Consider the following 12,711-nt stretch of genomic DNA (forward strand, 5'->3'; position numbering starts at 1 on the left):
ATCAATAATTATACACATAGCTTAATCAAGGCTCTTTTTGCGTGTAAGTATAGAGCTCCAATCTGATGAGGGAGGTTAAATGCAGTAATAATCTTGATTCATTCTTTAAGAATGTCAATCAAACCTACGTGTATATTCCAAGCAGATTTTTTGGTGGGGGATGCTGGATATACAAAACCGATGTGTCCTTGAGATTCGTCATAAAACTCAGAGATAACGAAGGTTACTAATAGCGCCCACCAAAGTCTAAATATATGTAAGGAGAAAAAAATTATGAAAGATGATAAGTCAGAAATTTTGCCAACTAGGCGCTCACCACGCCGATCACCGCCACGTGAACCTTCTGGGGAACACGTTGACCCGTCAATTTCTAGCGTTGAAGATGACAGCGAGACACTAACCCTTGCACTCAACCAAACCATTTCAGCTCGTGCCTGCCTTTATTGGCCCTCGGAACCACTAATAAATGAGCTAAGCATTGCTGCTGGTGGGCTGATAGGATACCTAGATTTCCTTGAAAACCAGAAAGATGGCAATGAACTGATAATCGGCTTATGCGCTCGTGTTCTTGGCCCAGAAGGTCTGGATCCTCAAGAGCTTTTTATCGAGGCAACTAAAAAAGGCAGCGTGGATAATCCTGAAGAGTTAGCTAAGTTCTGCCGAGAAACGCTAGAACGCCATCTATCAAGTGTTCAAAAGTCGGTTGAAGGTCCGGAACTTGGACACTCGCGTGCAGTAACGATCGCGCTGCTTGGCGATATTGGTGCATTTATGACTGCCACAGGTGCTACCACAGGAACTGTGCGCGATGAAAAGGTATCGCGGAGACTTAAAGAATCATTCAGTGATTATGCGCTCAAACTCGAAGGAAAGACTAGTGAATTTAGGGACTTGGTTGATGAGTCCGCGCAGCGCGGTAGAAAGTTGGGTGGTGGGGGAGTTATTGGCCCAACAAAAAGCAAAGAACGAAAGCGTGTTGAGGAAGAGGAGTTAATACCTAGGACAGGAATACATGACTGCGGTAAAGACGCAGACGAATTGCTTGGACGATTTGAGAAAGAAGGGCACTTGGTACCCACGAAATGGGCGACGGCTCGACTGCACGAAAAACGGGTGGAATTAACTGAAGAACCCTTAGCAGGGCATATGTCTGCTTCGCCATCAGAAATTCTTTGGACCTGGGATATACTCGCAGGTAGAGGGATCGATAAGGCATACGTAGGCGGTACTGGACCAGGGTATTCAGCAGCACGAGCCGCTGGGGCGTGTGCATTTCTAGTAGGCTGCGGTTACCACAGTGCATTGGAGGTTGTGCATGGGACGTTGATTTATGGGGGCCAGGATCCGAAGGAGGTATTAGTTGAAGCCGTTGAGCAAAGGCTTAAAGAGACAGGAGTTGAAATTCCAGACGCAGGGGCTCTTTTTTACTCCGGTGCTGCGACGAGTTTAGTTGGGGAGTTTCTTGATGATATGACTTCAGAGGTTGGGCGGGAAGCTAAGTCTAACGCAGAAGAGACTCTTGAAGAAGACACCCTTGAAGAAGATTCTGTTGAAGAAGAACAATCTTATTCTTTGCTAAATAGTCTTAAATCGAATCTTGGTAAATTTGCTGTGGGTGTTCTTTTTGTTGTGGCTGCTACCGCTACGGTTGTTATAGCCACGCAAAATAATAAAACTCTATGAGGATTAGATTATGAACACACATAAACAAGAGCTTCAGATGCTATTGAAAAATTTAGATTCAATACTCGATGAGATGAAACAGGTGCTTGTTTCAACAAAACCTGTTCCTAGTAACAAAAAAGAAACACCTTACTTTTTAACGAAAAATGAAAATTCGGATGTGGAACGCATTTTAGTGAAAATTAATAAGTATAAAAAACTAAGGAAAGAAACCAAAGACTCATCTAATAGAGAGTTGGAAGTGGCTACTTTAATGGATATTTTTACAAATGCTGAAAATTTGGTTAAAAATATATCTGAACGAAAGGATGTTTCTGAGTATATAGAAAAGGGTTTTTTTAATTCTTTTTCTCATATTTCTCACGAAATTCAACGACTTATTGCATAATAATCTCGCTCAAGGAAGTAAAAGGAAATTATTATGGAACTAAATAGTAGGTGGGGGTTTAGGCGCGGCTGTAGGTCTGATGTTACGGTCCGTGCCCTAAGCCCCCTAATTTCTAGAAAATAGGGTATGCCTTTCGCTTTTTCTCTTTTGTAAAAACATCCGATCAAAATAGATATCTTTTTTGAAAACATTGTGTAATAAAAGAATACATAAACATCTTGTCAAAAGCAAAATCAAATGGTAACGTACGATACTTACTGTATATTTTTTGTGAGGTTTAGGATGGTTTATTCAAAGCAAAATAGCGCATTTAAAAGTGACAAAAACCAGTTTTTTCTACAACTTCCTAAAAAAGATATGGTTATAAGTAGTGCTATTGAGAAGGTAGAAACCCGAGCGAACCATATTGGTTATACATTTCTGTTACAAAACCAAAAGGCGCTTGAAGATGAATTTGTACATACTTTTGCCGTATTGCAAAAACAAAAAGATAACAATAATGAAGCTTTTTGGTTGTACTGTTATTATTGCGCCACCTTATTGGAAAATTTTTATAAAGCCTATTCACAACAAAGTAAAGAGGAAGAATACAAAAATTTAAGGCAAAAAATTAAGAATCGTTTATTAAAAGTTAAAGAGGATGCGGTAGCAGAAGAAGTTTTTATCGAATCACTCAAAAACAGTTATATCAGTGGTTTTCGTAATTTAATGTCTTCACCTTTTCATATATCGCGAATTCGTGATTATGTGGCTTATTCTAATTTATGTCGTGTGTACTGGGTTTTTTGCAGGTTGACCATGACAACAGGTCTTGCGTTGGCAAAGGATCTGCAAATTATTGACAAATTGGATGCAATTTTGGGAACGCATACAGATGTCGATAAAATAATTTCAGTTATTCAAGCACCAAATGGCATACTTAATTACTTTAGTGTAGGCTTTTTCCTCATGCGTTTTATGATTGACGCTGGCCTATTGATAAGACATACTTTTTTTCCTACCGAACAAGAAAAAAAAGATAAAACGACCGCTCTCGAGCGTTTTAAATATGAGCTCTATAAACGGCATTGCAATTTTGCAAATGACTTAGTATGGGCAACTGTTAATTTCTTAACTAATTTTAATCATATTACTCACATTCCAGGTCCTATTGCAGGAGCAATTACTGCTGTCTTTTTAGGATTTGATGTGTGTATGACTTTGTATAAATGTCAATTAGCAAAACAAGAATACCTAATTAAGAAAGCGCAATACGAGCAAGAAATCGAAAAGTACAGTAAGCAATTAAAGAAATTAACCGATATCAATGAAGTAAAAAATGCAGCAGCACATATAGCTATGCTACAGGCTCAGCTTAAAGAGTTGGAAATTGGTTGGCGAACCAAACAAGGAACTTTTTATTTTGTTGCTTCAGCAGCAGCTTTATTGATGCTTGGATTTACCGCTGCGTTGTTATTTACTCCTCCTGGTATCATTGTTGCGAGCTTTTTTGTGTGTACGCTTGCTACAGCAATGTATCTTTCAGCAGGCGCCTATTCAACATTTCAAGAAAAAAGCTTGCGTTTAGAGCAAGCACAGCTTTCAGGGAACGATCTTGATATGGCTCTTAAAGAGTACCAAGCGGCACGTAATGATTTTATCTTTACCATGGTGAAAAACACAGTGATGCCTGCTCTTTTGATCACTACTTTTGCTATCTGTTGGCCTGCTGCAATAGTATTAACAGCGATGTATGTAGGCTATGAAATTTATCATGCTTATGATCAACATAAGAGTAAAAAGGAAGCTGCGCAGTTGGCTTTGGCTGCTCCTTTTGAAAAGAAAACATCGCAGATCCCTTTAACTACTCTTTCTGAAGATAAAGAATCTGATGTCAGTTATTGCTATTCTTAGGACAATTTACCCAACATCTTTGAGTAAGAACAGAACACTATAAATTATCTTATGCATCCTTTTGGGATGTATAAGATAATTATTTGTTTTTTAATATTAATGCTTTTTCATATAATTCATTTTTACTGGCATTACTAAGCTTACATGCAATAGCAACGGCTTGTTTTAATGGGAGTTCATCTAATAAGACCTTGAGTAATTTCTCATGAGCATTATGTTCTGGAAGCGCGGGACGGGGCGGAATAATCAAAACAAATTCCCCTTTTGTATGAGCAGGTTCAGCTAATAGCCAGCTTTTTACTTTAATTAAAGTGCCAATAAGAAAACGCTCGAATGTTTTGGTCAACTCCTTTGCTAACACAATGTCGCATTCTTCACCGTAAATTTCAGCTATATCATTGAGACAATCAACAATGCGATGCGTTGATTCGTAAAAGATTAACGTATGAGGTTCAGTACGCAAAGACTCAAGTTTTACTTTTCTTGCTTGTTGTTTTGCAGGTAGAAAACCTAAAAAGAGAAATGAATCGCAAGGAACTCCAGCGGCACAAAGTGCTGTAATTAAAGCACAAGCACCAGGAATAGGAGTAACAGGAATACAATTTTGGTGTGCTAGTTTTACTAATAAAAAGCCAGGATCACTAATTAATGGGGTACCTGCATCACTGATTAAGGCTACGGATTTTCCTCCTAAAATTTGTTCAATTAAATCCATACTTTTATTGTTTTCGTTATGTGCATGCAAAGATTCAAGATGATTTTTTATTCCTAATGAGTTTAATAATTGTGCTGAATGACGTGTATCTTCAGCTAAAATAAAATCAACGGACTTCAGTATTTCTAATGCTCTAAGCGTAATATCCTCACGGTTTCCTATTGGAGTTGCAACAATATAGAGAGTTCCTATGCCTGTTGCTAGTGAGTTAGTCATGGTTTATCCTCTTGCGTTATTGCTTACTCAATGTCATTAAACATGTTAATAAAATCAATAAAAATGCGGGCATTTTTTTTACTGATATCAACGTCCTTCCTTTGTCAGTGCACTACAGCAGTTACTCCTCCTGAAATGACACCACCTATATCAGTGCCTGCACCCAAAGTAGAAAAGAAAAAATTAGTAAGCCCATATTCCAAATCTACTTCAAGTTACCTTGCTCAAGCCAAAACTCAAGAGGGGGTTGAAAAGCAACAATCGCTACTTAAAGCTGCAGGCCATTTGATTTCAGAAGGCAAGTGGCGGCAAGGTTCTGCTATTTTAACACAGACTTCTGATTTAACACCGGTACTTGAGGATGAAAAAAATCTTTTATTAGCACAAATAGATTTGATTCGTGAACAGCCACAAACAGCGTTAAGTAAATTAGCTAAAATTACCGAGCAAGACAAGTTATCTCTTTATCAACAGATCCAATATCATGAGTTTCTAGCAAAAGCTTATGGTGCAACGGGTAGATCTTTAGAATCAGTAAAAGAACGCATAAAACTTGAATCTTTAATCACGGATGATGAAAGCCAAACCAATAACCGTCGTGCGCTTTGGTTGATGCTTATGCGAATCCCTCAGCCTGAGTTAACTGCTTTAGCTGCGGAGTTGCCCGAACAATCTGTGTTACAAGGATGGATTCAGTTAGCTTTGGTGTCACACAAATATCGTGATCATTCAAAGTCGTTACTCGCATCTTTAGATCAATGGCAATCTCAGTTCAGTAATCACCCCGCAAATCATATTCTACCTGATCCGTTGGATTCGATTGCCAACAAAATACATGACCAACCCAAACAAGTAGCTCTTTTGTTACCTCTAAGTGGTGCATTACAAGGACCAGGAACTGCTGTACGTGATGGATTTATGGCTGCATATAAAACCAATCAACAGGACACTACAATGAATATAAAAACGTACGATACTAATAACGGTGATGCGACGGTATTGTACCAAAAAGCAATAGAAGATGGTGCAGATTACATTGTAGGTCCTTTAACAAAATCACAAGCAGCTGCAGTTGCAGCATTATCCCATCCTGTTCCTACTTTGCTACTGAATGATTCGGATACTCCTATTCAAGAAAACTCTTATTCATTTGGCCTCTCACCAGTCAATGAAGCAGTTCAAGTAGCAATAAAAGCAAAAAATAAAGGATACAGTCGCGCCTTAATTATTGCGCCTGAAAATGCTTGGGGTACTGAGATCAGGAAATCATTTAATCAACAATGGCAAAAAGATGGAGGACATGTTGTTGATACGTTTTTATATGGTACTAATGATGATTTAAATAAGAAAATGAAAGATTTTTTACAAATCAGCAATAGCCAAAAACGCGAAAGCAAAATAAAAGAATTGTTAGGTCAAAAAATTCAGCCGATGACTAGTCGAAGACAGGATTTCGATATGATTTTTTTATTGGCCTATCCATCCAAAGCACGACAAATTATGCCTTTGTTGCATTATTATTATGCTGGAGATGTCCCCGTCTATGCTACCGCGAGTGTTTATGGAGGTAGTGCCAATCCATTGAAGGATAAAGATCTTGATGGAGTCATTTTTTGTGATATTCCTTGGGTGTTTGCACATCAAGCGGGTACACGAAATTGGCCAGAACAATTTAATAGCTATAATCGATTGTATGCTTTGGGAGTAGATAGTTACACTTTGGCAACGCAACTCAATCAGCTGATGCTATTTCCAGCAGATGAAGCACGCATTGGAGAAGGTATTTTATACCTCAAGCCATCACAACAAGTAGCACGTGTATTAGAATGGGGACAATTTAGAAATGGTCTTGTACGTTCTTTAGGTGAGACAGTGTAATTGATGACTCAAGAGAAAGGGCGTGTGGCTGAAGAAAAAGCTTTGGCTTACTTAACAAAACAACGCCTTAAACTGGTAATGAAAAATTATCATTGTCGTTTTGGCGAAATTGATTTAATTATGAACGACAGTAATTATCTGGTTTTTATAGAAGTTCGTTCACGAGCTTCAAATCAGTTTGGTGGGGGTATTTCAAGTGTTACTTATACGAAAAGGCAAAAAATACTAAAAACCGCTGGTTGTTTTCTGCTTGAACATCAAAAGTACAATCAATTTGCTCTTCGTTTTGATGTTGTCAGTATTGATGGAAAATCAGCATCCATCAGCTGGATAAAAGATGCTTTTGGGACAGATTATTGATTTAACATTAGTTTACTGAGATAGAGGTTTAATATTATGGTACAAATGGAAGAACGAGTGAGGCATTTATTTGGTGTAAATATTGAAACCAAAATTGCTCTTGCCGATGCTTTATCCGATTCAATTGCCAGAGCAGGACAACGTTTAGTAAATTGTTTGCTGACTGATGGAAAGATATTACTTTGTGGTAATGGTGGTTCAAGCGCTAATTGCATGCATTTTGCAAGTGCCATGCTTAATCATTTTGAAGTAGAAAGACCATCACTTCCGGTAATTAATTTAAGTACGGATGCAACCACTTTAAGTTCTTCAGCCAATGACAACCATTACAGTCAGTTTTTTGCCCGGCAAATACAGGCTTTAGGCCAAGAAAACGACGTATTGCTTTTATTAACTACCTCAGGGAACTCGGATAGCATGTTACATGCACTCCATGCAGCAAATGAACGAGGCATGGATGCGATTGCTTTAAGCGGTCGTGATGGAGGGGTTCTTGCTAATCATTTAGGACCTGAGGATATTGAGTTACGTGTCGCCTCCGATAATTCTGCTCGAATTAGGGAAATGCATTTGTTCATCTTACATTGCTTTTGTGATTTAATTGACCAATCGTTATTTGGCCAACTTTTGGGGTAAAAAAATGCGTTTAAAGTTAAAATCAATCTTTTTTCTTTTAATAGCGTCTTTATTAACAGGGTGTGTTGCTGCTGTGGTTACAGGTGCAGGGGCGGTTGCTGGTATGGTGTATGACCGGCGTGGTGTAGTCACGATGGAAGCGGATGCACGTTTATTTCATCTCATTCATAAAGCCATAGTGACAAATCGTCAATTTAGTGATTCGCATATTGTCGTAACGAGCTTTAATCGCGTGGTATTACTTGTAGGAGAAACTCCAACGCCTTCTTTGCGTAGTTTAGCTGAAAAAATTGCCCGGGGAACTCCAGGAGTTTATCGAGTTTATAACGAAATCTCGGTAAGCAATCCTATTCCGCTTACAGAGCGCTCTAAAGATAGTTGGATTACCAGTCAAGTGCGTAGCAGAATGTTAACTAAAAAAGGTCTTGAGTCAGGATCAATACGTATTGTAACCGAAAATGGAGTCGTTTATCTGATGGGTATTGTTCATAATGAGCAAGCAGCTCTTGCAGTTGATGCAGCACGTCGAGTTAATGGTGTACGTAAAGTTGTTAAAACGTTTCAATACATACACTAGTTAATATGTTAAAACAAGGACGTTTGATTTTATTTATAGTGGGGATTCTCTTATTGCTCTCAGGCTGCATTAGCGGTTTATGGACAGGCGCAACCTTGGTTTACGATCGGCATGATGTTTATAAAAAACTCGATGATTACAGTTTATTTTTAAAGGTAAATAACGCAATAATGGCTGATAATTTATTTAAAAATAATCAATGTGTTATCGATATAGCTGTTTTCAAAGGAGATATTTTATTGGTAGGTCATGTACCTACTCCTGAAATGAAAAAAGAACTACGTCGACGATTGGCTGCAGTAAAAGGTTATAGACGTTTGTTCAACTATGTAGGTGTAAACTCTTTATTATCTAACTCGATGGAAGATAGTTGGATAACTACCAAAATTAGAAGTCAAATTTTTGCTGATGGATCTATCGATCCCAATGCATTTAAAGTGGTTACTTCTGATAGAGTTGTTTATTTAATGGGAGATGTGCATGGGGATCAAGCTGTAAAAGTAATTAATATTTCGAGAACAACAGCAGATGTTGTTCGAGTCGTGAAATTGCTTCAATATTTTACTTATCAAAAAAATCAACTTGTTTGAGAATCCTAAAAAACAATTGAGTTATAGAATAAACCTCAATTGCTTTTTTAGGGTATATCGTTAATGAAACTGTCCTCTATCAGGTCGTTTACGCATTTTTTTCAAATTAAATTCACGCAACAATCCCGTAGAGCCATTGATACTTTCTAGCTCATCAAATTTACTGTTTGGATTACAAGGGTGGGTTCTACAGTGTTGTCGGTATTCGAGATGATTTTTGTTATGTTTATGGTGTAAGCCATCGCCATAACGAGTATGCATTTTTTGTTGCAGATTAGCTGCTGTATGTTGGATCTTATCAGGCATGTTTTTTCCTTTTTCGAGGTTAATAAACACTACTTATTACCTGAATGGTGATAATAAGCTCCACACTTTAAGTATAGACGGTAAATTCAAATGAGGACTTTCTGGTTTACAATTAAAGGATCATTTGTTAGTGTCTTGACTCAAAGTCGATCACTGCTCCAGCGGTGATCGAATTATCATCGTTTTAGGGAAAAAACAAATGAATTACTTGCATACCATGGTTAGAGTGTCAAACTTAGAACAATCGCTTGATTTCTATTGCAACAAATTAGGTCTTATCGAAGTAAAACGTACAGAGCATGAACAAGGTCGATTCACACTCATCTTTCTCGCAGCACCTAATGATTTGGAGCAGGCAAAGCAGTCTAACGCTCCCATGTTAGAGCTCACTTATAACTGGGATCAGGAAATGTATCATGAAGATCGCAATTTTGGTCATTTAGCTTATCGTGTTGATAATATTTATGAAACTTGCCAACGATTAAAAAAACTAGGTGTTATCATCAATAGACCTCCACGTGATGGTTATATGGCATTTATTCGCTCTCCAGATAATATTTCTATAGAATTACTTCAAAAAGGAGAAGCTCTTCCTGTCCAAGAGCCATGGGCATCTGCACCAAACATTGGGCATTGGTAATAATCTAGAAAAAGCAGTTGAAACCTATTATACGAGCCAGTTAGACTGATCTGTTGGATTTTTGAGAACAAAAAATTCAAAAAAATCCAGCATCTTCAACCCTTTTAACGCGCTCGTTATGAACCGAATTACTTTTTCTAGGATAATTCGCAAATAAAATAGGGCGTTGATTATTCATCCGGGTTGCATTATAATTCGCGCGGTGAAACTTAGGTGAATATGTGAACAAACAACTAAGTAAGCGTGGCATTGTTCGGCTTTGGCTTGTACAAATAAGCGCTACATTGGTCCTTGCAGCTTTTTGTGCGTTAGCATATGGCGTTAACGCAGCAATTTCGGCATTGCTTGGTGGCATGGTTTGTATTATTCCCAATGCATATTTCGCAAGCAAACTATTTAAGTATCAAGGTGCACGCTCAGCCCGGCAAATTGTGAATAGTTTCTATAAAGGCGAAGCGCTAAAGATAATTATATCCATATTCCTATTCACTGCGGTGTTTCTTTTCTTTAAAATAACACCGCTTGCGTTTTTTGGATCATACATCATGATACTCATGACGCATTGGTTTGCCCCGTTGATTCTTATTAATAAACAGAATAGGCCTGAAAGTGACTGAAATGGTATCTAGCACAAACTATATTAAGCATCATCTAACCTATCTGAATTACAATGTTAGTGATATGACATTTGGTTCAGGTGGCTTCTGGACTTTACACCTGGATACTCTATTTTTTTCTATTACATTAGGAATTATAGTTTGTGCTTTAATGTACTTTGGTGCACGTAAGGTTACAACAGGTGTTCCTGGTAAATTGCAGAATTTTGCGGAAATCATGCTGCATTTTGCGGATAACCAAGTAAAAGATTGCTTTCACGGGAAAAGCAATTTAATAGGCCCTTTAGCATTAACCATCTTTTTATGGGTCTTTCTAATGAATTTCATGGATATCCTGCCAGTAGATGTCTTACCCGATCTTGCTCAGGCTGGAGGTATTCATTACCTTAAAGTAGTACCTACAACTGACTTAAATTTGACTTTTGCGCTATCAATTACCGTATTTATGCTCATTATTTTTTACAGCATTAAAATAAAAGGTCCTAAAAAGTTTATAAAAGAACTCACATTACAACCTTTTAATCATCCTGGATTCATACCTTTTAACCTGTTACTTGAACTGGTAGGTCTCATTGCCAAACCCATTTCATTAGCACTCCGGTTATTTGGAAACTTATATGCAGGCGAATTAATTTTCATATTAATTGCTCTGTTAACCTTAAATGCTGCAACATCATCACCATTGAGTACTGCGACTTTAGGCTCAGCTCAATTTATTTTGGCATTGGCTTGGTCAATATTCCATATTCTGGTGATCACATTGCAAGCATTTATTTTCATGGTACTAACTATTGTTTACCTTAGTTTAGCGCATGAAGATCACTAACCGATTTTAATTTTCATCCATTGTAAAGGGGATAAATATGCAAGCCGCTAGTTTAATAGCACAAATTCAAAGTATGACCGTCATTGCGGTTGCCTTGTTAATTGGTTTGGGTGCGTTGGGTACAGCGATAGGATTTGGTTTGCTTGGTGGCAAATTCCTTGAAGGCTCAGCTCGTCAACCTGAAATGGTTCCAATGTTACAAGTTAAGATGTTCATTGTTGCTGGTTTATTAGATGCCGTAACTATGATTGGAGTAGGTATTGCTTTGTTCTTTACTTTCGCAAATCCTTTCCTTAGCGGTATAGGTTCTTGATAACACATAGTTCAGGGCGCAAGGCGCCCTAATTGTTACAGGAGATAAACGGTGGAAATTAACGTAACACTAATAATACAAATGCTGGTATTTGCAGCTTTTGTTTTGTTTACCATGAAATTAGTCTGGCCTCCATTGGCAAAAGCGATGGAAGAAAGGCAAGACAAAATTGCTGATGGTTTAGCATCTGCAGAGCGTGGTCGAAAAGAGCTTGAGCTAGCACAACATCGCGTTAAAGATGAATTAAAGCAAGCGAAAGTTCAATCGACTGACATCATTGAAAAAGCAAACAAACGCGCAGCTCAAATCATTGAAGAAGCAAAGGAAGCAGCGAAGCATGAAGCTCAAGTACAAATGAAGCTGGCACAAGAACAATTGATGCAACAGATAAATCATGCAAAAGACGAGCTCCGCAAGCAAGTAGCAAGCTTAGCAATAACAGGTGCTGAGAAAATTTTGATGCGTGAAATAGATGCTAAAGCAAATACCGCATTGTTAGATAACTTGATAGAAGAGATTTGAAATGTCTGATAGCACCACCATAGCCAGACCCTATGCTAAGGCGATTTTCGAATATGCTTTAGGGGAAAATAAATTAGCTGAGTGGTCAGCACATTTGAGAAATCTTGTTCTAGCTGTGTTGACTCCAGAAGCGGAGAAGTTTGTAACTAATCCAGCAACAACTGTTGTACAGCATATCGAATTGTTGCAAACAGCAGTTGGTATAAAGTCAAATGAAGACAAGCCAATAAATAACATTATCGCCTTATTAGCTACAAATAAGCGATTAATGTTATTACCAGAGATTTATGCACTTTATGAAGTACATCGCGCAGAGCAAGAAAAAACTCTAGATGTGAATGTATGCAGTTATTCTGAGTTATCAAGTGCACAACAACAACGCTTAATAGAATCATTGAGTCAACGCTTAAAGCGTAAGGTCTCGTTAAAAATCAGTATTGATCCTTCCTTGCTTGGTGGAGCAATAATTCGAGCGGGCGATTTAGTTATAGATGGTTCAGTTCGAGGCAAGCTTAATAAGCTTAGCACCGACTTAGCCGCTTAATTTAGAG

General features: G+C 38.0%; 16 protein-coding genes. 14 read left to right on the forward strand and 2 right to left on the reverse strand.

Annotated elements, in window-relative coordinates; all coding sequences use genetic code 11:
• Positions 1-273: 273 nt before the first annotated feature.
• The 3 genes from Lgra_RS06485 to Lgra_RS06495 all read left to right on the forward strand — a co-directional run bounded on the left by Lgra_RS06485 (position 274) and on the right by Lgra_RS06495 (position 3,964).
• A complete protein-coding gene (locus Lgra_RS06485) occupies positions 274-1,683 on the forward strand; it encodes a hypothetical protein (RefSeq protein ID WP_238584381.1) in 1,410 nt (469 codons plus the stop codon).
• A gap of 10 nt (positions 1,684-1,693) precedes the next feature.
• Positions 1,694-2,071: a hypothetical protein gene (locus Lgra_RS06490; protein ID WP_058498442.1), complete on the forward strand. Its 378-nt coding sequence runs from the start codon at positions 1,694-1,696 to the stop codon at positions 2,069-2,071.
• Positions 2,072-2,353: 282 nt separating this feature from the next.
• Positions 2,354-3,964 (forward strand): hypothetical protein, encoded by a 1,611-nt coding sequence (locus Lgra_RS06495; protein ID WP_058498443.1) that lies wholly within the window; start codon positions 2,354-2,356, stop codon positions 3,962-3,964.
• Between the two features lie 79 nt (positions 3,965-4,043).
• On the opposite strand, the gene rsmI is transcribed toward Lgra_RS06495, so the two are convergent.
• On the reverse strand, positions 4,044-4,895 hold the full coding sequence (rsmI, locus tag Lgra_RS06500; RefSeq protein ID WP_058498444.1) for a 16S rRNA (cytidine(1402)-2'-O)-methyltransferase: 852 nt from the start codon (positions 4,893-4,895) through the stop codon (positions 4,044-4,046).
• A 42-nt stretch (positions 4,896-4,937) separates the two neighbouring features.
• Between rsmI and Lgra_RS06505 the strand changes: the two genes are divergently transcribed.
• From Lgra_RS06505 to Lgra_RS06525, 5 genes are read left to right on the forward strand one after another with little or no spacing between them, the layout of a single operon-like run.
• Positions 4,938-6,773, forward strand: coding sequence for a penicillin-binding protein activator (locus Lgra_RS06505; RefSeq protein ID WP_058498445.1), 1,836 nt, complete (start codon positions 4,938-4,940; stop codon positions 6,771-6,773).
• A gap of 3 nt (positions 6,774-6,776) precedes the next feature.
• Positions 6,777-7,133, forward strand: coding sequence for a YraN family protein (locus Lgra_RS06510; protein WP_058498446.1), 357 nt, complete (start codon positions 6,777-6,779; stop codon positions 7,131-7,133).
• 36 nt (positions 7,134-7,169) lie between these two features.
• Entirely contained in the window at positions 7,170-7,769 is a 600-nt protein-coding gene (locus Lgra_RS06515; RefSeq protein WP_058498447.1) for a D-sedoheptulose-7-phosphate isomerase, read from the forward strand.
• Between the two features lie 4 nt (positions 7,770-7,773).
• Positions 7,774-8,346, forward strand: coding sequence for a BON domain-containing protein (locus Lgra_RS06520; RefSeq protein ID WP_058498448.1), 573 nt, complete (start codon positions 7,774-7,776; stop codon positions 8,344-8,346).
• Positions 8,347-8,351: 5 nt separating this feature from the next.
• Positions 8,352-8,936, forward strand: coding sequence for a BON domain-containing protein (locus tag Lgra_RS06525; RefSeq protein WP_058498449.1), 585 nt, complete (start codon positions 8,352-8,354; stop codon positions 8,934-8,936).
• Positions 8,937-8,996: 60 nt separating this feature from the next.
• Here the strand turns inward: Lgra_RS06525 and Lgra_RS06530 are convergent, their stop codons facing one another.
• Positions 8,997-9,242, reverse strand: a complete 246-nt coding sequence (locus tag Lgra_RS06530; protein WP_058498450.1) for a hypothetical protein — start codon at positions 9,240-9,242, stop codon at positions 8,997-8,999.
• Between the two features lie 199 nt (positions 9,243-9,441).
• Here Lgra_RS06530 and Lgra_RS06535 point away from each other — a divergent pair, with 199 nt between their 5' ends.
• From Lgra_RS06535 to Lgra_RS06560, 6 genes are all read left to right on the forward strand, one after another.
• A complete protein-coding gene (locus Lgra_RS06535; protein WP_058498451.1) occupies positions 9,442-9,882 on the forward strand; it encodes a VOC family protein in 441 nt (146 codons plus the stop codon).
• 221 nt (positions 9,883-10,103) lie between these two features.
• Complete coding sequence (locus Lgra_RS06540) at positions 10,104-10,499, forward strand: F0F1 ATP synthase subunit I (protein ID WP_058498452.1); 396 nt, start codon at positions 10,104-10,106, stop codon at positions 10,497-10,499.
• A gap of 1 nt (position 10,500) precedes the next feature.
• Complete coding sequence (atpB, locus tag Lgra_RS06545) at positions 10,501-11,325, forward strand: F0F1 ATP synthase subunit A (RefSeq protein ID WP_058498453.1); 825 nt, start codon at positions 10,501-10,503, stop codon at positions 11,323-11,325.
• A gap of 37 nt (positions 11,326-11,362) precedes the next feature.
• Entirely contained in the window at positions 11,363-11,638 is a 276-nt protein-coding gene (atpE, locus tag Lgra_RS06550) for a F0F1 ATP synthase subunit C (RefSeq protein ID WP_058498454.1), read from the forward strand.
• 51 nt (positions 11,639-11,689) lie between these two features.
• Positions 11,690-12,160: a F0F1 ATP synthase subunit B gene (locus tag Lgra_RS06555; RefSeq protein WP_058498455.1), complete on the forward strand. Its 471-nt coding sequence runs from the start codon at positions 11,690-11,692 to the stop codon at positions 12,158-12,160.
• A 1-nt stretch (position 12,161) separates the two neighbouring features.
• Positions 12,162-12,704, forward strand: a complete 543-nt coding sequence (locus tag Lgra_RS06560) for a F0F1 ATP synthase subunit delta (protein WP_058498456.1) — start codon at positions 12,162-12,164, stop codon at positions 12,702-12,704.
• The last annotated feature ends 7 nt before the right edge of the window (positions 12,705-12,711 follow it).

It is taken from the genome of Legionella gratiana, from assembly GCF_001467695.1.
Classification (GTDB): Bacteria; Pseudomonadota; Gammaproteobacteria; order Legionellales; family Legionellaceae; genus Legionella; species Legionella gratiana.

What these genes read in the sequence shown, in the direction of transcription:
- rsmI (WP_058498444.1), bottom strand. Translation starts at nt 4,895, where the DNA reads ATGACTAACTCACTAGCAACAGGCATAGGAACTCTCTATATTGTTGCA.
- atpB (WP_058498453.1), top strand. Translation starts at nt 10,501, where the DNA reads ATGGTATCTAGCACAAACTATATTAAGCATCATCTAACCTATCTGAAT.
- Lgra_RS06530 (WP_058498450.1), bottom strand. Translation starts at nt 9,242, where the DNA reads ATGCCTGATAAGATCCAACATACAGCAGCTAATCTGCAACAAAAAATG.
- Lgra_RS06535 (WP_058498451.1), top strand. Translation starts at nt 9,442, where the DNA reads ATGAATTACTTGCATACCATGGTTAGAGTGTCAAACTTAGAACAATCG.
- Lgra_RS06560 (WP_058498456.1), top strand. Translation starts at nt 12,162, where the DNA reads ATGTCTGATAGCACCACCATAGCCAGACCCTATGCTAAGGCGATTTTC.
- Lgra_RS06495 (WP_058498443.1), top strand. Translation starts at nt 2,354, where the DNA reads ATGGTTTATTCAAAGCAAAATAGCGCATTTAAAAGTGACAAAAACCAG.
- Lgra_RS06515 (WP_058498447.1), top strand. Translation starts at nt 7,170, where the DNA reads ATGGTACAAATGGAAGAACGAGTGAGGCATTTATTTGGTGTAAATATT.
- Lgra_RS06490 (WP_058498442.1), top strand. Translation starts at nt 1,694, where the DNA reads ATGAACACACATAAACAAGAGCTTCAGATGCTATTGAAAAATTTAGAT.
- Lgra_RS06520 (WP_058498448.1), top strand. Translation starts at nt 7,774, where the DNA reads ATGCGTTTAAAGTTAAAATCAATCTTTTTTCTTTTAATAGCGTCTTTA.
- Lgra_RS06505 (WP_058498445.1), top strand. Translation starts at nt 4,938, where the DNA reads ATGTTAATAAAATCAATAAAAATGCGGGCATTTTTTTTACTGATATCA.
- Lgra_RS06525 (WP_058498449.1), top strand. Translation starts at nt 8,352, where the DNA reads ATGTTAAAACAAGGACGTTTGATTTTATTTATAGTGGGGATTCTCTTA.
- Lgra_RS06485 (WP_238584381.1), top strand. Translation starts at nt 274, where the DNA reads ATGAAAGATGATAAGTCAGAAATTTTGCCAACTAGGCGCTCACCACGC.
- Lgra_RS06510 (WP_058498446.1), top strand. Translation starts at nt 6,777, where the DNA reads ATGACTCAAGAGAAAGGGCGTGTGGCTGAAGAAAAAGCTTTGGCTTAC.
- atpE (WP_058498454.1), top strand. Translation starts at nt 11,363, where the DNA reads ATGCAAGCCGCTAGTTTAATAGCACAAATTCAAAGTATGACCGTCATT.